At 64.5% G+C, this 24,452-nt stretch carries 24 protein-coding genes and 1 tRNA gene; 13 read left to right on the plus strand and 12 right to left on the minus strand.

The features are described from left to right. The first annotated feature begins 24 nt into the window (after positions 1–24). The 11 genes from malQ (at position 25) to GTW58_RS01065 (ending at position 12,343) form a co-directional block, all read left to right on the plus strand. Entirely contained in the window at positions 25–2,352 is a 2,328-nt protein-coding gene (malQ, locus tag GTW58_RS01015) for a 4-alpha-glucanotransferase (protein ID WP_119932207.1), read from the plus strand. Between the two features lie 383 nt (positions 2,353–2,735). After that, entirely contained in the window at positions 2,736–2,972 is a 237-nt protein-coding gene (gene rpmB / locus GTW58_RS01020; protein WP_047692204.1) for a 50S ribosomal protein L28, read from the plus strand. 1 nt (position 2,973) lies between these two features. After that, positions 2,974–3,141, plus strand: a complete 168-nt coding sequence (rpmG, locus tag GTW58_RS01025) for a 50S ribosomal protein L33 (protein ID WP_047692205.1) — start codon at positions 2,974–2,976, stop codon at positions 3,139–3,141. A gap of 3 nt (positions 3,142–3,144) precedes the next feature. Continuing rightward, positions 3,145–3,450 (plus strand): 30S ribosomal protein S14, encoded by a 306-nt coding sequence (rpsN, locus tag GTW58_RS01030; protein ID WP_047692206.1) that lies wholly within the window; start codon positions 3,145–3,147, stop codon positions 3,448–3,450. 66 nt (positions 3,451–3,516) lie between these two features. Then, the gene (locus tag GTW58_RS01035) at positions 3,517–3,801 is read left to right on the plus strand and encodes an HU family DNA-binding protein (protein ID WP_047692207.1); all 285 of its coding nucleotides are present in this window, start codon (positions 3,517–3,519) and stop codon (positions 3,799–3,801) included. A gap of 348 nt (positions 3,802–4,149) precedes the next feature. Next, positions 4,150–4,932, plus strand: coding sequence for a hypothetical protein (locus GTW58_RS01040; protein WP_047692208.1), 783 nt, complete (start codon positions 4,150–4,152; stop codon positions 4,930–4,932). 140 nt (positions 4,933–5,072) lie between these two features. Beyond that, positions 5,073–5,744 (plus strand): copper resistance CopC family protein, encoded by a 672-nt coding sequence (locus GTW58_RS01045; RefSeq protein ID WP_081994320.1) that lies wholly within the window; start codon positions 5,073–5,075, stop codon positions 5,742–5,744. Between the two features lie 52 nt (positions 5,745–5,796). Next, positions 5,797–6,507 carry a copper chaperone PCu(A)C gene (locus GTW58_RS01050; RefSeq protein WP_119932172.1) on the plus strand — a complete coding sequence of 237 codons (711 nt, stop codon included), beginning with the start codon at positions 5,797–5,799 and terminating at the stop codon, positions 6,505–6,507. Beyond that, positions 6,504–8,006 (plus strand): Dyp-type peroxidase, encoded by a 1,503-nt coding sequence (locus tag GTW58_RS01055; protein ID WP_232817919.1) that lies wholly within the window; start codon positions 6,504–6,506, stop codon positions 8,004–8,006. The genes GTW58_RS01050 and GTW58_RS01055 overlap by 4 nt, the downstream gene beginning before the upstream one ends. After that, positions 8,003–10,204 (plus strand): bifunctional copper resistance protein CopD/cytochrome c oxidase assembly protein, encoded by a 2,202-nt coding sequence (locus GTW58_RS01060; protein WP_047692209.1) that lies wholly within the window; start codon positions 8,003–8,005, stop codon positions 10,202–10,204. The genes GTW58_RS01055 and GTW58_RS01060 overlap by 4 nt, the downstream gene beginning before the upstream one ends. Positions 10,205–10,444: 240 nt before the next feature. Beyond that, positions 10,445–12,343, plus strand: coding sequence for an NHL domain-containing thioredoxin family protein (locus GTW58_RS01065; RefSeq protein ID WP_047688999.1), 1,899 nt, complete (start codon positions 10,445–10,447; stop codon positions 12,341–12,343). 107 nt (positions 12,344–12,450) lie between these two features. Here the strand turns inward: GTW58_RS01065 and GTW58_RS01070 are convergent, their stop codons facing one another. The 3 genes from GTW58_RS01070 to GTW58_RS01080 all read right to left on the minus strand — a co-directional run bounded on the left by GTW58_RS01070 (position 12,451) and on the right by GTW58_RS01080 (position 14,109). After that, positions 12,451–12,807 (minus strand): type II toxin-antitoxin system PemK/MazF family toxin, encoded by a 357-nt coding sequence (locus GTW58_RS01070; RefSeq protein WP_119932173.1) that lies wholly within the window; start codon positions 12,805–12,807, stop codon positions 12,451–12,453. Next, positions 12,804–13,037 (minus strand): ribbon-helix-helix protein, encoded by a 234-nt coding sequence (locus tag GTW58_RS01075; RefSeq protein WP_047689004.1) that lies wholly within the window; start codon positions 13,035–13,037, stop codon positions 12,804–12,806. The genes GTW58_RS01070 and GTW58_RS01075 overlap by 4 nt, the downstream gene beginning before the upstream one ends. Positions 13,038–13,116: 79 nt before the next feature. Then, positions 13,117–14,109, minus strand: coding sequence for a hypothetical protein (locus tag GTW58_RS01080; RefSeq protein ID WP_119932174.1), 993 nt, complete (start codon positions 14,107–14,109; stop codon positions 13,117–13,119). Positions 14,110–14,254: 145 nt separating this feature from the next. Between GTW58_RS01080 and GTW58_RS01085 the strand changes: the two genes are divergently transcribed. Next, positions 14,255–14,917 carry a hypothetical protein gene (locus tag GTW58_RS01085; protein WP_119932175.1) on the plus strand — a complete coding sequence of 221 codons (663 nt, stop codon included), beginning with the start codon at positions 14,255–14,257 and terminating at the stop codon, positions 14,915–14,917. Positions 14,918–15,056: 139 nt separating this feature from the next. On the opposite strand, the gene GTW58_RS01090 is transcribed toward GTW58_RS01085, so the two are convergent. The 8 genes from GTW58_RS01090 to GTW58_RS01125 all read right to left on the minus strand — a co-directional run bounded on the left by GTW58_RS01090 (position 15,057) and on the right by GTW58_RS01125 (position 22,139). Further along, the gene (locus tag GTW58_RS01090; RefSeq protein ID WP_047689008.1) at positions 15,057–16,310 is read right to left on the minus strand and encodes an ABC transporter ATP-binding protein; all 1,254 of its coding nucleotides are present in this window, start codon (positions 16,308–16,310) and stop codon (positions 15,057–15,059) included. A 59-nt stretch (positions 16,311–16,369) separates the two neighbouring features. Continuing rightward, positions 16,370–17,209, minus strand: a complete 840-nt coding sequence (locus GTW58_RS01095) for a carbohydrate ABC transporter permease (protein WP_189587229.1) — start codon at positions 17,207–17,209, stop codon at positions 16,370–16,372. Further along, positions 17,209–18,162 (minus strand): carbohydrate ABC transporter permease, encoded by a 954-nt coding sequence (locus GTW58_RS01100; RefSeq protein WP_047689014.1) that lies wholly within the window; start codon positions 18,160–18,162, stop codon positions 17,209–17,211. Before GTW58_RS01100 ends, GTW58_RS01095 begins: the two co-directional genes overlap by 1 nt. Then, positions 18,159–19,478 (minus strand): extracellular solute-binding protein, encoded by a 1,320-nt coding sequence (locus GTW58_RS01105; RefSeq protein ID WP_119932177.1) that lies wholly within the window; start codon positions 19,476–19,478, stop codon positions 18,159–18,161. Before GTW58_RS01105 ends, GTW58_RS01100 begins: the two co-directional genes overlap by 4 nt. Before the next feature lie 249 nt (positions 19,479–19,727). Beyond that, positions 19,728–20,738, minus strand: a complete 1,011-nt coding sequence (locus GTW58_RS01110) for an AEC family transporter (RefSeq protein WP_119932178.1) — start codon at positions 20,736–20,738, stop codon at positions 19,728–19,730. Between the two features lie 5 nt (positions 20,739–20,743). After that, positions 20,744–21,163, minus strand: coding sequence for an aspartate 1-decarboxylase (gene panD, locus GTW58_RS01115; RefSeq protein WP_047689022.1), 420 nt, complete (start codon positions 21,161–21,163; stop codon positions 20,744–20,746). 98 nt (positions 21,164–21,261) lie between these two features. Next, on the minus strand, positions 21,262–21,939 hold the full coding sequence (locus tag GTW58_RS01120) for a class I SAM-dependent methyltransferase (protein WP_157980419.1): 678 nt from the start codon (positions 21,937–21,939) through the stop codon (positions 21,262–21,264). A 126-nt stretch (positions 21,940–22,065) separates the two neighbouring features. After that, a tRNA-Gly gene (locus GTW58_RS01125) sits at positions 22,066–22,139 on the minus strand. A gap of 129 nt (positions 22,140–22,268) precedes the next feature. Here GTW58_RS01125 and dcd point away from each other — a divergent pair. Further along, positions 22,269–22,844 carry a dCTP deaminase gene (gene dcd, locus GTW58_RS01130; RefSeq protein ID WP_119932209.1) on the plus strand — a complete coding sequence of 192 codons (576 nt, stop codon included), beginning with the start codon at positions 22,269–22,271 and terminating at the stop codon, positions 22,842–22,844. Positions 22,845–22,925: 81 nt separating this feature from the next. Here the strand turns inward: dcd and GTW58_RS01135 are convergent, their stop codons facing one another. Further along, the gene (locus tag GTW58_RS01135; RefSeq protein WP_232817920.1) at positions 22,926–24,275 is read right to left on the minus strand and encodes an MFS transporter; all 1,350 of its coding nucleotides are present in this window, start codon (positions 24,273–24,275) and stop codon (positions 22,926–22,928) included. Positions 24,276–24,452 lie beyond the last annotated feature (177 nt).

Here is a 24,452-nt window from a genome sequence, read left to right on the forward strand (position 1 = left end):
CCCAGCCTCGTTAGTATGGAACCCATGCAGTCTTCCGCCTCAGAATCGGCATCATCCGCAGACCAGTCTCAGCCCGCGATCTCACCGGACGGTGTCTTGGCAGAAACCTTGGCGCAGCTGGCCGAAGCCCACGGTGTACGGACCCGCTACGACGGATTCGACGGCGGTGAGGTCACCGTGCCTCAGGAAACCCTGGAAGAGGTGCTGACCGCGCTCGGGGCAGATCTCAGCAGTGAAGCGGCAGCTCACGCCTCCCTGACAACCAAGCGGGACGAGCAGTGGACGGGATTGCTGCCCCCCGTGGTGGTCACCACCGAGGGCGTTGAAACCCTGATACCCGTTCACGTTCCGGCAAGCCTGGGGTCTGGAACGGCAGCACATTCCCGGATCAGGGTGGAACTGGCCGTGGATGGCACAACCCGCACTCTGGAGGCCGTGGACCGGGCGCCTGAAACGCGCGAGGTCGAGGGAAACACGGTTCAGCGCGTGCTCTTCCAGCTGCCCACGGACCTGGCCCCCGAGTGGTACCAGCTGACGGCCACCGTGGACTCGGATTCAGCGGAAGCCGGTCCCACCCAGAGGATCGAGGTGGCGGTCACCCCGGCACGCCTCACCACCACGGACCGGTTGAAGGGCCAATGCCGTTGGGGGTGGGCCGCTCAGCTCTACTCGGTGGCCTCCAACCGCTCCTGGGGAGTTGGCGACATCAACGACCTCGCCGCCCTTGCCGCGATCGGCGGGGAACAGGGCGCTGACTACATCCTGGTCAACCCCCTGCATGCCTCAGAGCCTGTCCCGCCCATCGAGCCCTCGCCGTATCTGCCCACCACCCGGCGGTTCTTCAATCCGCTGTACCTGCGGGTGGCCGATGTCCGTGAATACGCCTACCTGCGGCCCAGTGACCTGGAAGTGGTCTCCACCTTGGCGGCCATTGAACGGCGCAAGGTCTTGGATGCGGACACCATTGACCGTGACGGCATCTACGCCGCCAAACTCAAGAGCCTGGAGCTGCTCTACACCGTGCGCCGCTCCCCGCAGCGTCAGCAGCAGCTGGAGCGATTTGTTCGCGACGGCGGCCAACACCTCCAGGACTTTGCCCTGTGGTGTGCACTGCGTGAGGAACTCGGGGTGGACAACAACCTGTGGGACTCCGATGCCGCCACCCCGGACTCTCCCTACGCCGTGGAGGCCCGCGACCGACTGCGGGATCGCGTGAACTTCTACATCTGGATCCAGTGGTTGCTGGACAACCAACTCGGTGTCGCCCAGCGGGCTGCACAGTCCGCCGGCATGGAGATCGGGGTGATGCACGATCTTGCCGTGGGGGTCACCAAGGACGGTGCTGATGCCTGGACCTTGCACGACGTCCTGGCCCACGGGGTCTCCGTGGGCGCACCGGCGGACATGTACAACCAGCAGGGCCAGAACTGGTCTCAGCCGCCGTGGCACCCCCAGAAACTTGCGCAGGCCGGATACAAGCCGTGGCGGGAGATGCTGCGCACGATCTTCCGGCACGCCGGAGGCATCCGGGTGGACCACGTGATCGGGCTCTTCCGCCTCTGGTGGATCCCCGAAGGCAACAAAGCCTCCGACGGTGCCTACGTCTACTACGACCACGAAGCCATGGTGGGCATCCTGGCCCTGGAAGCACAGCGTGCCGGAGTGGTGGTGGTCGGGGAGGACCTGGGCACGGTTGAGCCATCCGCCCGGCAGTTCCTCTCCGAACGCGGAGTGTTGGGCACTTCCGTCCTGTGGTTCGAGCAGGAGGACCATGCACCCAAGGACCCGCGCACCTACCGGACCGAAGCATTCGCTTCCGTCGGCACCCACGACCTCCCGCCCACGGCAGGTTTCCTGGAAGGCATCCAGGTGGACCTGCGGGACGAGCTGGGGGTCCTGGAACGGCCGGTTGAGGTGGAACGCGAGCACGCGCAGCGTCAGGTCACCATGTACCTGGAGGCCGCCGCCGATGCAGGCATGCTGCCGGCTGACACCCCTGTGGATGATCTGAGCGAGCAACAGAGAATCGAAGGCCTGCACCGGTACCTGGCCCAGGCGCCGTCGTTGTTGCACTGTGTCCAACTGGTGGATGCCGTGGGGGAGAAGCGGGTGCAGAACCAGCCGGGAACCTCGGATGAATACCCCAACTGGCAGATCCCGCTGGCGGATTCTGACGGCAAGGTGGTCCTGGTGGAAAGCCTCCGGCGATCCGAGCGCGTGGCATCCCTGTCCAAGGTGATGAACGACGCACTGGGATCATCGGACCGCCTCCACGACACCGCTCAGGCACCGAAACAGCCACTGACCCAGGACTCCGGGTCCCCTGCCCATCCCTGGGGCGCCCAAGGGTGATTCCCGCCACCGGTGGTTGGCCGGGCGTGCCGTGTCGTCTAGACTTGCCTGTTGTCCCTGACCCGAAACACGTACGTTGTGCACCTTCACGGTGTGTCGCTACCGGGGCAGGGGCAAAAAGTTGCGGGCGCGTCACCTCAAGCCTATGATTTTAGGCTGTTGTATGGGGCAGTCCGCACCCGACACCAAGATCTTCACCGTCGTCGTGGCGAACCCGTAACCGGTTGCCACCGTGCGGAGGTCTGTTGGATCAGACCCCCGGGTTCATGAACGGTGGTTGCAACAAAAGGTGATGGGACGTTCGACTGCGCGGTACCGGTGACTGGTTCACCGGTGAGCGCCGGGATCGTGCCGTCATACGTCGACATTTGGAGGAGAGAACTATGGCAGCGCACTGCCAGGTGACCGGGGCCAAGCCGGGCTTCGGGCACAGCATTTCGCACTCGCACCGCCGCACCAAGCGCCGGTTCGATCCCAACATCCAGAAAAAGCGTTACTGGGTTCCGTCCCTGCGCCGCACCGTCACGCTGAACCTCAGCGCCAAGGGCATCAAGGTCATTGACGCCCGCGGAATTGATGCCGTCGTCGCAGAAATGATCGCCCGAGGGGAGAAGATCTGAGATGGCCAAGGACAAGGACGTACGTCCCATCATCAAGCTGAAGTCCACCGCGGGCACCGGGTTCACCTACGTGACGCGTAAGAACCGCCGGAACAACCCGGATCGCATCGTCCTCAAGAAGTACGATCCCGTGATCCGTAAGCACGTCGATTTCCGTGAGGAGCGCTGAGTAATGGCTAAGAAGTCCAAGATCGCCAAGAACGAGCAGCGCAAGGTCATCGTGGCTCGCTACGCTGCCAAGCGCGCTGAGCTGAAGAAGACCCTGGTTGACGAGAACGCCTCCCCGGAGGACCGTGAAGCCGCACGTCTGGGCCTGCAGAAGCTGCCCCGCGACGCTTCCCCCGCTCGTGTTCGCAACCGCGACCAGATTGATGGCCGCCCCCGTGGCACCTTCCAGAAGTTCGGAATCTCCCGAGTTCGCTTCCGCGAAATGGCGCACCGGGGCGAATTGCCGGGAATCACCAAGTCCAGCTGGTAATTTCCCCCTGTAGTGGGTTCTCACTAGGAGCCCCGATACAGACCCGACGTCCAGGAGGACATCAACATGGCTAAGAACCGCAGCGAGATCGTGGCCGAGGTTGCCGAGAAGGCCGGCACCACCCAGGCACAGGTCAACAGCGTGCTGGACGCACTGTTCCAGTCTCTGGAGACCTCCGTGGCCAACGGTGAGAAGGTCACCATCCCCGGCTGGCTGTCCGTGGAGCGCACCGAGCGCAAAGCACGCACCGGCCGCAACCCCCAGACCGGCGAGACCATCAACATCCCGGCCGGTCACAGCGTCAAGCTCTCCGCTGGTTCCAAGCTGAAGGCTGCTGCCTCCGGCAAGTGATCGAACAGGTCACGGTTGCTGACCGTTGACCATCAACGAGCGGTGACATCCCATCCGGGATGTCACCGCTCGTTTTTCATCTCCCGGGTGATGGCCGCCTGCCCCTGCCCCTGCTCCGTGTGCAGTTGCGCCAGGTCTGTATTCGGTTGCGCCACGTGGGGGCCGGATCAGTGGTTGAGACCGAACCCACAGGTGGCGCAACCGCGCTCAGGTCCCAGGGGGCGTGAGCTGCGGCGCAGGTTGCCACCACCGGGATCCCGGTTTGACGGCGGCGGCATAATGGAGGGGTTCTCACCCTGATCACGGGTGAGATGTGCTTGATGCGATCTTCAAGGAGAGGGGCAGTCCATGACACCGCGTGCGCTGCGCCTGATCCGGGGGTGGGCAGCCGCCTTTGTGGCCACCACTCTTGCCGTTCTGGCCCACGTGGCCGCCGGCGGGCAGTGGCCGTCCGTGATGTTGTACGTACTGTGCGTGGCGCTGGCCGCGCCGGTGTGCATGGTTCTGGCAGGACTGGGCACCCGGGACTCTGACCCCGGCCGCACGGCCCGTGCTGATCGCAGCGGTCTTTCCCGAGCGGTCCGCGGTGGCCGAAAGCACTTCTCGGGTCTGGCAGGGATGGCCGGACTGGGCCTGGCCGTGCTGGGCTCACAAACCCTGTTCCACGTTCTGCTGTCCTTGGCCGGCGGTTACGTCTCCACCACCGACCACACCGGTCACGCCGCCCACACGGCGGGCGCTGTGGGCACTCAGACCGTGGCGGCGTCTGCGCAGCTGGTTTTGGAACCGGTGACTTCCGTGTCCGGACACGCCGCCCACATGGCTCACGGAGTCGATGGTGTGAGTGCCGCTCAGGGTGTTCTGGCTGGTGGTCACACCATGCTGCTTCTGCACCTGGTGGCTGCGGCTGTGGCCTTTGTGGTGCTGCGCTACGGCGAGCTCGGCGTGCTCAAGGCCGTGGCCACCCTCCTGGTCCGGGCGGTGCGCCTGGCGGTGGCCGTTGCCATGCCGTGGGTCTCCGTTCGTCCGTGGCAACCGGGCTATCTTCAACCGCTTCCCGCCCGGGTTCTGATCTGGGCCCGTGGCTCTCTGCAATACCGGGGTCCTCCGCAGGCTGCTGTCCTGGCCTGACAGTTCCACCCCGCGGTACACACGTCCGTGAATTTTTGGCGAGCGTGCGCTGGTGGGCGCAAGCGTGGGCCAGGCAGCGCATCTGCACCGACCCCACAGAGATCACCCCGGACAGGGGTGCGCCATCAGAGAGAAGCCTCATGACTTTGAAACCCCGCTACAACCACGCAGACCACTCGTTTGAACTCGAACCGCAGGGGCGTCGTCGTCTCCGATCGAGGATCACAGGGGTGGCAGCGGCCGTGGGAACAGCGGCGCTGGTGGCCCTTCCGGGCCCGGTGTGGGCGCATGACACGTTGGTGTCCTCCAACCCGGGCGACGGTGCCCGGGCCACTGAAGCACCCGATGAGGTCGAGATGACGTTCTCGGCCGATCTGCTGGACGTGGGAACACAAGTGCGTGTGACTGACGCCCAGGGTGCAGACGTCACCGACGGCGAACCACAGGTGTCCGGAACCGCGGTCACCCAGAACGTCACCCCCTCGGAGCAAACGGATGACACCTACACCGTGGTGTGGCGTGTGGTCTCCTCCGACGGGCACCCCATTGAAGGCACGTTCAGCTACGACGTCGGTGAGGGGGCTGCCGCTGACCAGACCAGCGCCGGCTCGCCTGCACCCGACACGGCAGAGCCCACCACCGCCGGGGAGGCAACAGGGGAGACCCTGTCCACCCCTGCGGCCACGGAGGCCGGTGACGACGCCGGTGCCCCGGTCTTGCTCTACGCCGTGGGTGGCGCGGTCCTTGCCTTGCTGGTGCTGGGGGCAGTGGTCCTGGTTCGTCGGATCGGTAGAAACGACTCCGATCGCTGAGCCCACCCGAAGATTCGGATGAGCCCGGTACGAGCTTGAAAAGAGAACAACCATGAACACGATCACTTCGAACCGATCCGCACGATTCGCCCTGGCCACAGCAGCGGTGGGGGTCCTTGGCCTCAGCGGCTGTGCCGCCGGTGGCGGTGACGGTGAGTCCACAGCGGCTGCCACGGAGACATCCGCTGCAACCGCCGCGGCCACTGACACCGGCGCCGCCACGGATGGTGCGCAGCAGATGCTCACCGTGCAGGATCCGTGGATGAAGGCAGCTGATTCCGGGATGACGGCGGTCTTTGGCACCCTGACCAACGACGGTGACTCTGCCGTCACCCTCAGTGGGGCCGAGGCCACCGGGATCGCGGAGTCCGCGGAACTGCACGAGACCGTGATGGGTGAATCCACGGGTTCAACCGTCATGCAGGAGATGACCGACCCCCTGGTGATTGAGCCAGGTGAGTCGGTGACGTTGGAACCCGGTGCCGATCACATCATGCTGATGGATCTGACCTGTGCTCCCATGGCAGGGCAGAACCTGAACATCCAGTTGGCCTACGCCCATGGTGAGGATGGTGAGAACCAGACGGTGAAGGTTCCCGTGCGGGATTACCAGGGTGCCCAGGAGGAGTACTCGCATGAGGGTGGCGGGTCCACCATGTCACCCTCGGAGATGCCCTCCCACATGGCTTCTGCCATGCCCAGCATGGGAGCCATGCACTCTGACCAGGATGATGAGCTGCCGATGTGTCAGGAGTCCCAGTGACTTCTGAGCATGATTCGGCCACTCCGGTTGCCTCGGGCGGGTCTCACCACGGTGAGTCCCCGTCCGAGGCCCCCGAAGGTGGCCTGAACCAGCGGCCGGTGGCAGCGGAACAGGATTCCGCTGCCACCGGCAGTGCCGGTGGATCTTCAGGATTCAGCAGACGCGGTGTGTTGATCGCCGGAGGAACCGCCGGTGTGGGTGCTGCCGCGGGGCTGGGGGTGGCTGCTGCGCAGCGATCCGGGTTGTTGGGTGCAGCTGGATCCTCTGACCGTGAGGATTCCGGGACGGCGACTGAACCGGCACGGACGGAAGCTGTGGGGGCCCGCTCGGAAGCGTTCTACGGACCACGCCAAGCTGGGATCGACACCATGCCACAGTCGTTCGCGACCTTCTTGGCCGTGGACCAGGCCGAAGGCACCGAACGGGAAACCATTCGCCGGATGATGCGCGTGCTCACCCAGGATGCAGCGGCCCTCACGGGTGGTGACGCCCCCATCAACGACCAGGAACCGGAGCTGGCACTGAACCCGTCCCGGTTGACGGTGACCTTTGGCTTTGGTGCCCGCATCCTGAACCTGGTGGCACCTGAGCGGGCACCGGAATGGTTGCGGCCACTGCCCGCCTTCGGCATCGACCAACTCGAGGACCGATGGAACGACGGGGACCTCCTGATCCAAGTGTGCTGCGAGGACACCGTGAGCCTGGCGCACGCCCAGCGGGTGCTGCTCAAGAACCTCCGGTCATTCGGCACCGTGCGGTGGGTGCAGAACGGGTTCCGCTCCGTCCCCGGCGCTGAAGCAGCCGATCCGCCCAGCATGCGTAATCTGTTCGGCCAGGTGGACGGCACCGTGGACACCCAGCCGGACACCCCGGAACACGAGCAGATCGTGTGGGGCGTGGGGGAGCAGGCGTTCCAGCCCTGGATCCAGGACGGTACCTCTCTGGTGCTGCGCCGTATCCACATGAATCTGGACACCTGGGACGAGGCTGATCGCCCGGCACGCGAGGATTCCGTGGGCAGAACCCTGGACACGGGTGCGCCTTTGACGGGAACTGCCGAGCGTGATGAACCCGATTTCGAGGCCGTTGGCCCCCTGGGGTTCAAAATCATTCCGGACTACTCCCACATTCGCCGTTCCCGCCACCCGGATGACCGGGTCAGGATCCACCGGCGGCCCTACAACTACGACGTCCCCGTCATGGATGCCAGTGGTTTTGCCTCCGCGGGATCCAGTTCCGGTGGGGTGAGCGACTCCGGGCTGCTGTTCGCCTCCTATCAGGCGGACGTGGACCAACAGTTCGTCCCCATTCAACAGCGCCTGGATGACCTGGACATGCTCAATGTCTGGACCGTGCCGGTGGGATCCGCAGTGTTTGCGATTCCACCTGGCTGCCAGAAGGGCGGTTTTGTGGGGGACGTGTTGTTCAACGACGACGACGCCGCACGTGACGTTGATGCGCGTGATGGCCAAACCGCTGATGCAGAAGGTGGAGCATGAGTTCGAGTACCAGGGCACGCAGTGACGCTTCCGTGGATCGCTCCGACCAGAAACAGGGGCCGAAACCGAACGATCATTCGGTCTCGGTCGCCGGAATCTCCGTGTGGTGGTTGGCTGCTCCCGCTGTGCTCACGCTTCTGGCTCTGGCCGCAGCCCTGTCCTTCTCCGGGGCCGCGGCGCCCCAGCAGGTGGCTGACCCCGGTGCATTGGTCCGCTGGGGCCTGCCCCTGAGTGAAACGGTGCGCAACGTGGCACTGATTTCCACGATCGGTGCCCTTCTGGTGGCTGTGGGCGTGGTGCCCAACACTGTCCAGACCCGTGGACGGGGCAAGAATCGCAAGGACGAACCGGCTGAGGAACACCCTCTGTTCAGCAGAGTCTTGCAGTTGGCAGGGGGCAGCGCGGTGGTGTGGACCGTGGCAGCCGCCGTGGTGACGGTGTTCACCTACGCAGAGGTCTCCGGGGTTCGGCTGAGCCCGAGTACCGCCTACACCCAACAGCTGATCAGCTTTCTCACGGAGATCCCCACCGGGCAGGCCCTTGGCGTGGGTGTGGTGGTGGCCGCGGTGGTGACCACCCTGGTGTTCGGTGTCCGCTCACTGTTGGGTCTTTTGTTGACCACAGCACTGGCCTGCATCGCCCTGGTGACCATGGCCCTCAATGGGCACTCAGCCGGAGGCGATGACCACATGGGTGCCGTCAACTCCCTGGGCCTGCACCTGCTGGGGGTGTGCGCCTGGATGGGGGGCCTGATCGCTCTGGCTTGGATCTCGCCGCAGTTGGCACGGGATCGCACCACGGCCAGACTGCCGATCGGAACACGCGCCCGCCGGGATTCGGACACCGATCACGCGGCCCGTGGGCGCAAGGTCCCGTTGGAAGCCGTGGTGCTCAGCCGGTTCTCCCACCTGGCGCTGTGGAGCTTTGTGCTGGTGCTGGCCTCCGGGGTGATCAATGCCGCGGTGCGCATCGGGACCTTGGCGCAACTGGGCAGTGCGTATGGGACGCTCGTCGTCGTGAAACTGGTGTTGACCCTGGCACTGGGGGTGGCCGGGTACGTCCACCGGCGGGCCGTGATCCCGGCGTTGATCGCGCAGCGGATGAGCGGCCGCCGTGCGGTGTGGCAGATCATCCTGGGCGAGCTCTTGTTGATGGGTGCCCTGGTGGGGGTGGCCGTTGCGTTGGGCAACTCGGCCCCGCCGGTTCCGGAGGATCTGGCCCCAGATGCCACCCCGGCGCGCATTTTGACCTTCTACGACCTTCCCCCCGAGCCCACATGGGCCAATGCGATCACCCAGTGGCGCCCGGACTGGCTGTGGGTTGCCATCATCGCGCTGTTCGGCATCAGCTACGGGTGGGCCATGTTCAAGGTGGTCCGCACCGGTGGCAAGTGGTCCGTCTTGCGGGCCGTGTCCTGGTACATCGGACTCATCCTGCTGTTCCTGGCCACCTCCGGGCCCGTGGCCGTCTACGCCCGGGTGCTGTTCAGCTGGCACATGGTGGAACACATGTCCCTGACTATGATCATCCCCGTGTTCATGGTCCTGGGCTCGCCCGTGACACTGCTGCTGCGCGCCCTGGAACCACGCCAGGACGGCACCCGCGGCCCGCGCGAGTGGATCCTGCGTCTGGTGCACTCCACCTGGGGCAAGATCGTGACTCATCCGATTTTTGCGGCCGTGAACTTTGCGGGGTCGATCGTGCTGTTCTACTTCACGCCATTGCTGGGATTCACGCTGCGCACGCACGTGGGCCACGAGTTCATGATGGCCCACTTCCTGTTCACCGGGTACATGTTCGCCCTGGTGCTGGTGGGTCAGGACCCCATCCCCAAGCGTCCGGCCTACTTCATGCGCTTGATCATGCTGATCGCGACCATGGTCTACCACGCCTTTGTGGGGGTGGCCATCATGGGCATGGACTGGCTGCTGGAAGCCTCCTGGTTCGGCAACATGGGTCATGACTGGGGCATCACCGCCATTGCGGACCAGCAGCGTGGTGGCGCCCTGATGTGGGGCATCGGCGAACTGCCCACCGCCATCCTGGCCGTGGTGGTCATGGTCCAGTGGGCCATTGCCGGCAACCGGGAGAACCGCCGTGTGGACCGGGAAGCAGACCGCACCGATGGCGCCGAATTGAAGGCCTACAACGACATGATGGAACGCTTGGCGGAAGAAGATGCCAGAACCGGGCGCTGAGCCGGTTGAGACGCCGAAACCAGGCGCAGAGTCGGAATAGTTGACCCGCCTGGCGCTGTTGAGCCCATCAGTTGCAGTACCAGCCGTCAGTTGCAGTACCAGCCGTCAGTTGCAGTACCAGCCGTCAGTTGCAGTACCAGCCGTCAGTTGCAGTACCAGCCGTCAGTTGCAGTACCAGCCGTCAGTTGCAGTACCAGCCGTCAGTTGCAGTACCAGCCACCAAGATCGAAAGGGATCACCATGAGCACCATCTCGCGCGTGCGCGCCTCCGAACTGACGGGGCGCACCTGGCTCAACACGGGCGGCGAGTCCCTGGATTGGCAAAAGCTGCGCGGCAAGATCGTGATTCTGGACTTCTGGTCCTTCTGCTGCATCAACTGCCTGCACGTGTTGGATGAGTTGCGTCCGTTGGAGGAGCAGTACAAGGACGTTCTGGTGACGGTGGGAGTCCACTCGCCAAAGTTTGAACACGAGGCCGATCCGGACGCCCTGGCCGCGGCCGTGGACCGTTACGAAATCCACCACCCGGTGCTGGATGATCCCGAACTGGGCACGTGGGATGCGTTCACGGCCCGCGCCTGGCCCACGTTGGTGGTGGTGGACCCGGAGGGCTACATCGTGGCGCACCTCTCCGGAGAAGGTCATGTCCAGGGCCTGGTCTCCCTGGTTGAGGAGTTGGTGGCCAAACACCAGGCCAACGGCACCTTGCACCGCGGGGACGGCCCGTACGTGCCCCGCCCCCAGCCGGAGGGTGACCTCCGCTTCCCGGAGAAGGCCATTCTCCTGGAGGACCACAGCGTTCTGGTGGCTGACACCGGCCACCATCGTCTGGTCCAGATGGAGGAGGACCTGACCACCGTCCGCGCCACTTTCGGTGCCGGTACCAAGGGCCATCACGACGGCGGCCCCACCGCCGCCGAGTTCAACGAACCCCGTGGGCTCGCCCTGCTCCCGGCGCAGGTGCGCGAGCAGGTGGGTTGCGACGTCGTGGTGGCTGACACGGTCAATCACCGTCTGCGTGGGTTGAACCTGAGCACCGGTGAGGTGAGCACCCTGGCCGGAAACGGCGTCCAGCGGCTGTTGGACTCGGCGCGAGCGCAGGGTGTGGATCCCGACTTCATCGATCCCCAGGCCCAGCCCACTGATGTTGCGCTGTCCTCGCCGTGGGATGTCCTGTGGTCGGAGGCCACGGACCAATTGATCATCGCCATGGCTGGAACCCACCAGATCTTCGGCTTTGACCCACGCACCGGTGTGTTGTCCGTGCTGGCCGGAACCGGTGATGAGGGCCTGCTGGATGGTTCGGCTCGGGAGGCATGGTTTGCCCAGACCTCGGGTTTGGCGCAGTCCTCGGACGGTTCCGTGTGGATGGCGGACTCCGAGTCCTCGGCCCTGCGGGCACTGCGCGTTGCTGATGGCGCCGTTTCCTCCGTGGACTCAGCCGTGGGGCTTGGTCTGTATGACTTCGGTTTCCGTGACGGGGACTCCCAAAACGCTCGCCTCCAGCATCCGCTGGGTGTTGCCCCACTGCCGGATGGCTCGGTGGCGGTGGCGGACACCTACAACGGCGCCATCCGCCGGTGGGAACCCGGTGCGGGGAACCTGTCCACACTGACCCGCGGACTGGAGGAACCATCAGATCTCCTGCTGGACCTCACGGCTGAGACTCCCGTGCTGATCGTGGTGGAAACCAACCAGCACCGCCTGGTCCGCGTTCCCGTACCTGCGCAGGCTCTGGAAGCCGTGGATGAGGGAGCATCCGTCTCCCAACGTCAGCGCACCCCGGTGGCACCGGGTCAACTGCTGATCGATGTCCGCTTTGCCGCACCGGCAGGTCAGAAGCTGGATGACCGGTGGGGGGATCCCACCCAGCTGAAGATCTCCACCTCACCGGCAGAGGCGCTGGTCAGCGGTGATGGGACCGCTCAGGGTCTGCAGCGCCAACTGGTGCTGGCCGAAGGCGTCACGGAGGGTGTTCTGCACATCACGGCTCGCGCTGCCGCCTGCGACGGTGAGCCCGGCGGGCAGATCCCGGATCACGCGGCCTGCCATCTCTACCAGCAGGACTGGGGCATCCCGTTCACCGTGACCGAAGGTGCTGAGGACCAGCTGACCCTGGAGCTGCGCGGCCTGAACTGAGGGCACCGCCACGGACCGCCGAGGGGCAGCGTTCGTCCCACATCAAGCGTTGATGCGGGACAAACGCGGTGGCCGGGTGGAGGCCGGAATCAGCGGGTCATGTGTGTTCAGTACAGGGCCAGGAAATCCCGTAACCACATGTCGACCTCACGCATGCAGGAGCGATCCACCGTGCCTGCCATTCCCACCAGACGCTCGCGGCTGACGGTCCTGGGCTGCTCCGTCATGGCGAACGTGGGTCGGCCCAGGATGAGGTCAGGACCGCGCAGCAACACGTGGTTGGGCCAGCCGCGATCCGTGGTGGAAGCCGGGACGATCACCGCCAAGGTGTGGGCCTGTTGCAGGAAGAGATCACTGGCGATCACCAGGGCTGGGCGACGACCAGCTTGTTCCCGGCCGCGAACCGGGTCCAGCTCGGCCCAGACCACCTGACCTCGGTGCAGCTCTGAGGCAGACCGCGTCATGAGGTCGATGAGTGATCGGTGCTGTCCGTGATGACGTCCCAGGCCTGGAATTCATCCCAGTAGGTTGACTCCGCCTGCCGGAAGGAGCGTCCGAAGGCCTCCATGCGACGTCGGCGGTCGTGACCGTCCAGCAACGATTCGATGAATCCTGCCGCGGTCATCCCGCGGGCACGTGCATCACGGTTGAGCCGGTCGCGCAGATCTTCCGAGACTTTGATGGTGGTGGCCATGCCATCGAATATACCTGTGCGTATACCGGTGTGGAAGTGGGTCACCGGGACCAACATGTAGCCCGGGCCGAGACCGGAATCAGCGGGATACGGTCACCGCACCGGCGTCGTCGAAACCAAGCTCTGCGTCATAGGTGAAGGGCACGCGCTCGGTGACCTCCTCCGTGGAGCCGTCGTAGAGGTCCAGGGACGTGAAGCTGACCTCGGCAACACCGTTGGCGGGGGACAAGGACCAGCCGCGGGAGGAGTCGGCGGAGCCTGCTGAAACGGAGATGGAGGGTTCCGGCTTCTCCACGATCTTCCACGTGGGGGTGCCCTGCACCCGGCCGTCGAACTCATAGGAGAACGGGCAGCCTGACGGGTAAAGGCTCTGCTGATCCGTGCAGGTCTTGAGATCCGCGCTGATGGACTGCTGAACCTGGTCCTTCATGGCCTGTGAGGCGGATGGCTCCAAGGTCACGGACTCGTCCTGGTCAGCGGAGGTCAGTGCCACCGACTGCGGCTGGGCGTCGACGTACTCGGAGTTGTAGGAGGCCGTGTAGATCCCGGGGGGCAGCGCCGCGAACTCCTGCTGGGAGCCCGGCAGGGCGGCGGAGGTGCCGTTGATGTCCGCACTGGTCACACCGGGCATGGACACGGTGAGCGTGGGCAGGGGCGTTTCATCGAAGGCCCAGACGGTGAAGAAGCCCCACTGGGTTTGCGCCGGGTGCAGGTTGTAGTCCGTGGAGTGCTGCTCACCGGCCAGGGTGTATTCGGCGCGGACCACGGCACCCTCAGAGTCCTGGGAGATGGTGGAGATCCGGACATCCTCCAAGGTCTCCGTGGCCTGCTTCAGGGCATCACCATCCAACAGCGTGGCATCCGTGCCATCAGGTACCTGTCCGTTGATGGCACCCAGGGCACGGGCGCCGTCACCGTCCTCCAGGTGGTTGAAGTAGGAACGCACGTCCGTCTCCGGGCCGTACATGTATTCGTTGACCAGCGAAATCGTGACCCAGGCGGCCGCCACGGCCAACAGCACCATGAACAGCCAGACCATCAGCGCCCGGCTCACCCGATCATTGCGTTCCATCCGCACCACGGTAGCGGAACTTGCCTCCCGCTCCTTGTTGGTGACGCCCCTGTTGCTAGGGTCTAACCTGCCCGACGACGCGGCGGTTGAGCCTGCCGGTCGCCACCGCCTCCTGCAGCATTGCACCGAACCGAGGAGCCCATTCGTGGCCGACAACATCCGTCACATCCCTGGACGATTCGGTCAGGTCCGCCAGGTGTGGCACCCGCGCATCACCTCCATGGGAAGGCGGATCCTGGCGTGCTTCCCGGCGGCTGTCCTGGGGGTTCTCTGTCTGGTCATGCTGTGGATGCGCCGCCCGGCACCGGCCATCTCCGCGATCATCGTGGTGGTGGTGTTGGTCTGCATCGCCCTGTGCTGGGTGTGGTTGCGTCCCAACACCGTGGCGGTCACCTCCTCCCACGTCCTGGGCTCACGCGGGATCGGTTTCCGCAACGCAGTACGGGAGAAGGTGCGCGGGGCGGTCGTCGTCGAATCCCTGGAGCGGCCCGGGCAGGGGAGCAAACGTGGCGGCAAGGCCCCTAAGCGCGGCTTGGCAAGGCCCTTCCTGTGGCTGGTCGACGACGACGGTCGCAACCTGTTCCGCCTGGACGGAACCGTGTGGGATCTCAGGTCCATGCAGGAGCTGGCCACCTACTTGGGTGTGCCCACCACCCAGTTCCAACGCGTTGAGCCCAAGGCACTGGGGAACCGGTGGCCCAAGCTGGTCACGCCCTTGATGCGCTACCCGTGGATCAAGTCCGTTTTCACCGGTGCCGTGCTGATCGGCATCGTTGCTGCCGTGCATTGGCTGGCCTGGAACGCGTGAGAGCAAAGCTGGTGGCAGTTCGGTACGCCATCAGAGGCTGATGACGGACCGAACTGCCACCAGCTTGCGCATGGAGCACACCATGAAGGCGCCCACCCGGATGACCCGGATGGGCGCCTTCATGGTGTGAGGAGTCTGATCAGGACTCGTGGCGCTGCAGGCGCTCGATCTCTGCCTTGCGCTCCTCGTTGGCCTCGCGGGTCAACTCGGCTCCGGCTTCCTCGTCACGGGTCAGGTTCAGACCGGTCTCCGGGTCGAACACGTGCATCTTGCGGGTGTTCACCCACAGGTTGGCGTTGCTGCCACCGCGGATGCGGGAGGAAGCGTCCAACTCCACAACCACCTGGGCGGGCATTTCGTCCGCGTCCAGGTCCTTGGCCAGTTCATCCAGCTTGGCCTTGATGTCCTGGTCCTGCTCGTAGCGGACGTAACCGTACTGCTGGTTGCCCAACCACTCGGTGTGGGTCAGCTCGGCCTCGAACGTGGCACCCTTGGCGGCCCAGGGGGTGTCCTGGACGTCGCGGGCATCCGCGAAGTGCTCCGGGCGGACACCCAGGATCAGCAGCTCGCCTGCCGAGTCCAACCGGCCCTGAGCGTGCTCCGGAACCGGGATGTCACCGATCGGGGTGTGGAAGGTGTTGCCGTCACGACGGGCCGGCAGGAAGTTCATGGACGGGGCTCCGATGAAGCCTGCCACGAACAGGTTTGCCGGCTGCTCGTAGAGCTCACGCGGGGAGGCGATCTGCTGCAAACGGCCCTTCTTCAACACGGCCACACGGTCGCCCAAGGTCATGGCCTCGGTCTGGTCGTGGGTCACGTACAGGGAAGTGATGCCCAGGCGGCGCTGCAGCTGCGCGATTTCGGTGCGCATCTGGCCACGCAGCTTGGCGTCCAGGTTGGACAGGGGCTCGTCGAACAGGAACGCGTCGGCGTCCCGCACGATCGCACGGCCCATGGCCACACGCTGGCGCTGACCACCGGAGAGGTTGCCGGGCTTGCGCTCCAGGTGATCGTTGAGGTCCAGCAGCTCGGCTGCGTTGCGGACCTTCTTGTCGATCTCGTCATCGGAGAACTTGCCCTTGGCCAGACGCAGCGGGAACGCAATGTTCTCGTACACCGTCAGGAACGGGTAGAGCGCGTAGTTCTGGAACACCATGGACAGGTTGCGCTGACGCGGTTCCTTCTCGTTCACGCGGTTGCCGTCAATCAGCAGGTCACCGGAGGTGATGTCCTCCAGGCCGACCACCATGCGCAGCAGCGTGGACTTACCGCAGCCGGACGGGCCGACCAGGATCAGGAACTCGCCGTCAGCAATGTCGATCGAGACGTCGTTGACCGCAGGGAAACCGTCGTCGTACTTCTTGACGAGGTTGTTCATTGTGATGGATGCCATTTTGCAATGCCTCTCAAAGACTCAAAGTGAGGTGTCAGTCAGGGGGTGAGCGGGGCCGATCAGCCCTTGACCGCACCCTGGGTCAGGCCGGCAACGATCTGACGCTGGAAGGCCAGCACCAGGATGATGACCGGGATGGTCACGATGATCGCTGCGGCGGAGATGGCACCGGCCGGGTCCTCGAACTGCGAGGCGCCGGTGAAGAAGGCAAGGGCTGCCGGGACCGGGCGCGCTGCGCTGGTCGAGGTCAAACCGATGCCGAACACAAAGTCGTTCCAGGCGATGAAGAACGCGATGATCGCCGTGGTGAACACACCGGGTGCTGCCAGGGGCACGATCACCTTGCGGAAGGCCTGGAAGGAGGTTGCACCATCCACCTGGGCTGCGCGCTCAAGATCCCACGGGATCTGCTGGAAGAACGCAGCAAGGGTCCAGATGGAGATCGGAAGCGTCAGGGACAGGTACGGAAGGATCAAACCCAACCAGGTGTCGTAGAGACCGATCTGGCGCCACACGTTGAACAACGGGGTCACGATGGAGACCACCGGGAACATGGACACGGCCAACGCGGTGATCAGGATGATCCGCTTGCCGGGGAAGTCCAGGCGAGCAATCGCGTAGGCACACAGGGTGGCCAGCACCACGGCCACTGCGGTGGCGATCAGCGTGATGCCGATCGAGTTGCGCAGGGCCGGCAGGAACAGATCACGGGCGCCGCCCGTGAAAATCATCTGGTAGTTCTCCCACGTGTAGGTCTGGGGCAGGAAGCTGCCTCCACCGCCGGCGAATTCGCTGGCGGGCTTCAGGGAGTTGGCCAGGATCGAGACGACCGGGAAAAGGCTCCAGATCAGGACGACGACGATTGCGATCGCCCAACCGAGTTTCTGCTTGGTGGACATCAGCCCTTACCTCCTGCCAGATCGACCTTGAACACCTTGATCGCGGTGAAGGCGATCAGCAGCACGCACAGGAACAGGATCACGGACACGGCAGAACCGAGGCCGATCTCCAAACGCGTGATGGAGGTGCGGTAGGCCAGCAGGGAGAGCGTCTCCGTGCCGTACTGACCGTTGGTCATGATGAAAACGTTGTCGAAGATGCGGAAGGCATCCAGGGCGCGGAACACAACCGCAACCATGATGGCGGCCTTCATGGAGGGCAGGGTGACCTTGTACATCCGCTGCCACCACCCGGCGCCGTCCACCTTGGCGGCCTCGTTCAGCTCACCCGGGACCTGGGCCAGACCGGCCAGCAGGAGCAGGGAGATGAACGGGGTGGTCTTCCAGATCTCGGAAGCCATGATCACGAACAGTGCAGACCACTGCTGGCCGAACCAGTTGAAGTCCGAACCGATCCCCGGCAACCAACCGAACCAGTTGTTGACGTAGCCGGTGTTGATGTCGAAGGCGTAGAACCAGGCGAAGGCGGAGACCACCGTGATGATGCCGTAGGGCACCAGGATGGCGGTACGGACCACACCGCGGAAGGTCTTGATGACGCTGTTCATCACCAGTGCCAGGGCGAAACCGAGCACCAGCTCGATGGCCACGGTCACCACGGTAATCAACAGGGTCACGGCCAGGGCGGACCAGAACACGCCGTCGGAGAGCACGGTCATGTAGTTCTGGAGGAACACGAAGGAACGGTCCCCGGGTGCCGTCAGACGGTAGTTGAACATGGAGTCCCACAGCGCCTGCACGATCGGGTACATGGTGACCAGCAACATGACCAGGAAGGCGGGCCCTGCCAGCATCCAGCCGAGGCGGCGCTCGGCGCGGGTGCGGTCAGAGATGGGAGCCTTGTTTTCTTTGTTCCCCCGGCGTGTGGGGGACTGTTCGGCGACGGTGCTCACAGCAGCGACTCTCCCTTCAGCACGGACATGATGAACTCATCCGAGGCGGCGGGGGTGTCCTCGTTGACCTCGTAGATGGGCGTCCAGTTCTGCTGGATGCCGGAGGAGACCTCGCTGTAGTACGGGGTCTGCGGACGTGGTGCCGAAATGTCCAGGGAGTCCCGGATGGTGCCGTACATGGGGAAGGCTTCCTGAACGTCAGCGTCCTCATAGGCGGCGGCGGACGATGCCGGGTTGCCGTTGGTCACCATGTACTGAGCCTGGTTCTCCGGGCTCACAATGCACTTGATGGCGTCCCAGGCTTCTTCCTGGTGCTCGGAGTCGGCGCCCACACCCAGGTTGATGCCACCCAGCGGGGGAGCGGACTCGGTGTCCTCGTCAACTCGGGGCCAGGTGGTCCATCCGATGTCATCCAGCACGGACTGGTCCACGGAGCCCTCCTCCACGGAGGCAGCCGTTGCCGAGTAGATGAACGGCCAGTTCACCATGAAGGAACCCTTGTCCCCCTGGAACTGACCCATGGCGGCGTTCTCGTCCTGGGAGGAGATGCCGGGGCCGCCCAGGCCCTTCTCGCCAATGCCGCCCACGATCTCGGCAGCCTTTCGGCCTGCATCGGAGTCGAGGTTGACTTCCAGGGTGTCCACGCTGGCGGCGTCGCCCTCGATGATCGATCCACCGGCGGATTCCACCAGGCCGTTGACCCACACGGTCATGGACTCACCCTGGATGCCCTGAACGCCCAGGTACTTGTCCTGGGATTCGGCGGCATCCATGATTTCCTGCCAGGTCACCGGCTGGGACATGTCCAGACCAGCGGCCTCGGCCACGGACTTGCGGTAGAACAACAGCTGCGTGTTGGCCCAGAAGGGGATGGTCACGTATTCGTCGTTCCACTGCGCACCGGCAGCAGCACCTTCCAAGGTGTCACCGGTGGTCTCGTCCACCAGGTCTGAGGGAGGCATGGCCAGGAAGCCGGGCTCAGCCAGTTCGGGGATGAACGGCGGGTCCAGGCTCATGATGTCCATGGTGCTGTCCCCGGCTGCCAGGCGGCGAGCCAGCTGCTCACGCTGGCTGGCTGCATCGCGGGGAAGCAGCGATGTTTGAATGTTGTACTCGCCACCGGAAGCCTCTGAGCACTGCTGAGCGAGCTCAGCCTGTCCTCCGGCATCGGGGTTGATGTACCACGTCAGTTGGGCTGGTCCGCCGTCGTCGGATGCGCATCCTGCCATCACGAATGCGCCGACCGCGGCCACCGCAACCGCGCGAAGCGCGCGCCTGTGGGGTTTTGCTGTCACGAGTTCCTCCGTTGTTGTCATGCGCAGAGGAATTACCCGTAAAACCTCGGACAGTCCTCTGACAGTGAGCCAGGGTACTCCGCTGTGTGAAGCCCAACACAATCGAGAAACACTTGTTTCCGAGCTGTCTCCCAGGCGTCATCCAGGGTTTCGTGTATGTGAAGCCTTGGTGCTAGGGTGATCGTCGGTTCTTGCGAAGCGGACCGATACGCCAACTGCAGTGGATTGCGGTCGCTCGGACTGGGGGCGACCAGCCCGAATAGTGACGTGTCACGCCAGAACGAGTGCCACCACGGCCATGGTCAGCATGGCCACCACGGAGGTCACCAGCACGACATCTCGCGTCACAGGTTCTGCGGTTCTGTAACGCACGGACGCAACATAAACATTCTGTGCCGTCGGCAGGGAGGCCATCAGGACCACTCCGAACAGTGCTGTCCCCTCCAACCCCAAGGCCAGGCCGCACAACCACGCGAGTGTGGGCATGACCAGGAGCTTGAGGGCACTCAGCAGCGCCACTTGGGCCTGGTGCGATCTTGTCCCCTCAAGTGGCTTGTGTTGGGTCAAGGACATGCCGAAGGCCGCCAGCATGCACGGGATGGCTGCACCGGCAATCAACTCGACGGGTTGCAGGGCGATTTCTGGCAGTTGCCACCCGGTGGCGGAGAACAGCACTCCCAGCAAGGAGCCCATGACCATGGGGTTGGTGACCACGGAACGCAGGATGGAGCCGATGTTGGGCCGGCGCCCCAGCACCACCACATCCATGATGGTCAGGTACACCGGGGTGTTGATGGCCAACTGGAACAGGATCACCGGCACCACGTAGGAGGCATCTCCCAGCACAAACGTGGTCAGTGGGATCCCCAGATTGGCGGAGTTGACCTGGGAGGCGGCCTGACCGGACATCACGATCTGCCCAACGCCGGGGCGGTGTTCGTCGTCGCGAATCACCACACCATCCCGCGCCGTGGGGCAGGGGCGGCCGGCCCGCCCCGGTGCGCGACGACGACGTGACCACCGGTAGCTTCCATGGATCACCCACCACAGGACCGCCGTGGCCCATGCCGACACCATGGCCACCACCAACGGTGCGGAGAGGACCACGGCGATCTGCGCTTGGGAGACCGTGAGGAACAGCAGACAGGGGGAGGCCACCCAGAAGGCGAACTGGCTCAAGGTGCGCTGCGCACCATCGCCCAGCACACCGCAGCGTCCCACCAGGACCCCCACCAGGATGATGGACCAGATGACCGCGAATCCGGCCAGAACCCCTGCCACCGGTGTTAGCTGCCGGTGATGGCGCCGGCAGGTGTACGGACGTCGTCCAGAATCGCCTCTGCCGGGTCATCACCCAGGTGCACCGCGCGGTTGTGCGAATCCACGTGCACCACGTGGGGAACGTGGGCGCGGGCTTCGGCATCGTCCATCTGGGCGTAGGCAATCAGGATCACGGTGTCACCGGGATGGACCAGATGTGCTGCGGCACCGTTGATGCCGATGACCCCTGAGCCGCGCACACCGGCAATGGTGTAGGTCTCCAGGCGTGCACCGTTGGTGACGTCCACGATTTGAACCTGCTGACCGGGCAGGATGTTGGCTGCATCCAGCAGATCCAGGTCAACGGTCACCGAACCCACGTAGTCCAGATCCGCGTGGGTCACGGTGGCGCGGTGGATCTTGCCGGTGAACATGGTGCGCAGCATGGCGCCTCCGTAAAAGTGCTGTGGCCGCAGGGGCCAGATGAATATTGCCGCAGGGTCCAGAAGAATGTTGACGGGAGTGGGTGGGGCGCAGGAGACGGTCAGAGGTTCAGCACTGCCACCAGGAAGTCGCTGTCCCGGCGGTAGGGGTGCATCTCCCAGGTGGTAAACCGTTGAATGGTGGTGAATCCGGCCGATTCGGCGTCGTATAAGAACTGCTGAGGATCGTAGCCGCGGTTGGTGCCGAACCCCACCACGGCGCGGCCCTCCGGGGTGAGGTGGTCCCTGAAACCCTCCAGAACGGTGCGGTGGGTGCCTGCGGCCAGGAACGTCATGACGTTGCCGGCGCACACAATGGCATCGAACCCGTGAACACCCTTGGCTTGCTCCAGCGGCTCCAGCAGGTTCAAGTGGGCAAGATCCCCGTGCAGCCACGTGCCATCCGGGTGGTCCTGCTCGGCGGCACCGATCAGCACGGGATCAACGTCCACGCCAACCACCTGATGACCGCGGCGTATGAGCTCGCCGCCGATTCGGCCGGGGCCGCAGCCTGCATCCAGAATCTGGCTCCCACGGGGTGTCAGAGCATCGATGAACCGGGCTTCACCGTGAAGGTCGGTCCCGGCCTCACGCATCTTCTGGAAACGTTCGATGTAGCGCGTGGAATGCTCAGGGTCACGCTCCACCACGGACTCCCACAGGGTGATCAACCGGTCGGCCGGTGCACCCTTGGGTGACAAGGGGTGCGTTTGGGGGCCACCTACTTCACTGTGCTGCACGCTGCTCTCCATTCCAGCTGCCGCGGGGCCGGCGACAGCTCTTGTGATGGCAGGCTGCGGTTGCGCAGTCCGCTCAGACGCAAAATCGCCCGCAGGCGGATCAACGGCCACGGGCGATTTCAGAAGTGGAGCGGCTGACGGGAATCGAACCCGCGTATCAGGCTTGGGAAGCGTGCGCTCTACCATTGAGCTACAGCCGCAAGTTGTGTGTGGGAGCCTCAAATCTCCAACAGCGCACTGCCTGACTGTAGTGAGCTTGTCACAACGGCGTCAACTTGCGCAGGTACCGGTCAGCCATGAGTCAACGGTGGTGCGCTAGCGTGGCCTACGTGCTGCTCTCTGATAGTGCCATTCGCGCTGAACTGGAGGCCGGGCGGGTTGAACTGGACCCGTATCTGCCGGAGATGATTCAGCCGTCCAGTATTGACGTGCGCCTGGACCGGTTCTTCCGGTTGTTCGACAACCACAAGTACGCCGTGATCGACCCTGCCGAGGACCAGCCGGATCTCACGCGCCTGGTGGAGGTGGACCCCCATGAACCATTTGTTCTGCACCCGGGGGAGTTCGTGCTGGGAGCCACGTATGAGAAGGTCACGCTTCCCGACGACGTCGCCGCCCGACTGGAGGGCAAGTCATCCCTGGGGCGGTTGGGATTGTTGACCCATTCAACGGCCGGGTTCATCGACCCCGGGTTCTCCGGGCACGTCACGTTGGAGCTGTCCAACATGGCCACGCTGCCCATCAAGTTGTGGCCCGGGTCCAAGGTGGGGCAGCTGTGCTTTTTCCGATTGTCCTCACCTGCTGAATACCCGTACGGAACCGGCGATCACAAGAACCGATACCAGGGCCAGCGTGGCCCCACGGCCTCACGCTCCCACTTGAACTTCCACCGCACGCAGATCTGATCCCCCTTACACGCCGAGACCTCCGAGAAGCCCTTTTTCGGCTCTTGGGAGGGTCTTTACGGAGATCTCGACGGTGGTGACTCAGGGGAGGGTGGGGTCGGGCGCCGGTTTCACGTCACGACGACGCGGGTCCGGCAGTGGCAACAGCATGAACAGGCCCAACACCACCACGGTGAGGATCCCCAGGATTCCCCACCGTTGCTCCCCGGAGATGTAGATGGCCACGGTGAACAAGGCCGGGGCCAAGAAGCTGACCGCCCGGCCTGTGGTGGCGTAGAGGCCGTACAGAGAACCCTCCGTTCCGGCAGTGGTCAGACGCGCCAGATAGGCCCGGGAAGAAGCCTGCGCCGGGCCCACGGCAAGGCACAGTGCCAGCCCACAGACCCAGAACACGGTGTGCCCGTCCAGGAACAACAGCGGCAGGGCAAAGGCGATCACCAGGATCAGGGCTCCCACGATCACGGCTTTGGGCCCAACCCGGTCATCCAACTGGCCACCCAGGAGTGCCCCCAGGCCGGCGGCCAGATTCCCCGCGATGGCAAAGGTCATCACCTCTGCCAGCGTGAAACCAAAAGTGCCTGCAGCAATCACACCCCCAAAGGTGAAGATCCCGGACAGGCCGTCCCGGAACACGGCCGAGGCCATTAGGAAGAACAGGGCGGTGCGGTCCGTGTGCCACAGATCCTTCACCATGGCCCAGATCTCCCGGTACGGGCCCAAGGGTCCCGCAGCATTGGAAGTCTCGGTGACCCGTGGTGCCAGCATGCGCTCGCGGCGGTGCAGGGAGAGCACCAGCGGTACGGCGAACACTGCACACCAGGCGGCGCAAAACAGGGCGACGGCACGCACGTTGACGGCGTCGTCCGTGGGAAGGCCCACGAATCCGGGGGAGACAAAGCCGAACAGGACAAAGGTTGTGGCCAGGATCGAGCCGATGTAACCAGCGGCCCAGCCGCGGCCACTGATCCGGCCCACGCGCTCGGCTGAAGCCAAGCCAGGGAGGACCGCGTAGTAGTCCACGGCAGCCAGCTCCTTGGCAGCGTTGGCTGCCGAGAGAAGAATCACGCCCAACAGCAAGAACTGTTCGGCCGGGGCAACGAAAAAGCAGGCCGCCGTGGCCAGCACGCAGACCCCGGTGAGGGCTGCAATGGTGGGGGCGCGGCGCCCGCTGCGGTCCGAAAGTCGCCCGATCAGCGGGGCAAACAGGGCGATGGAGACAGCCGCGGTGGCCGTGCCGATGGACAGCACCTGGGAGGTGTGCTCGGTGGTGCCGAAAGCTGAACTGGTCAGATACGTGGTGAACACGAACGTGATCATGAGGGCGTCGATCACGGAGATCGCGACATCGTAGAAATACCAGGCCACAAGGGTCCTGCGCGGCGCTGTGGTGCCCGGTGTGTGGGAGGCCGGAGGGGCGGCCGTGGTGCTCATACCCATAGATTAAGGTGCTGTGCATCACAGTTGGACAGCACCCGGCCCGAATGGCCTGTCATAAGCCTTGATAGGATCGTCCCCGGCCCGATCGCGCCCGAACATTCCCCCACGTCGCCAGCGGGTGGGCATCTTCTCATTCTTGGCGCGGCAGGGCTGACACCCTTGAAGACCAAT

The organism is Kocuria subflava, assembly GCF_012163155.1.
Classification (GTDB): Bacteria; Actinomycetota; Actinomycetes; order Actinomycetales; family Micrococcaceae; genus Kocuria; species Kocuria subflava.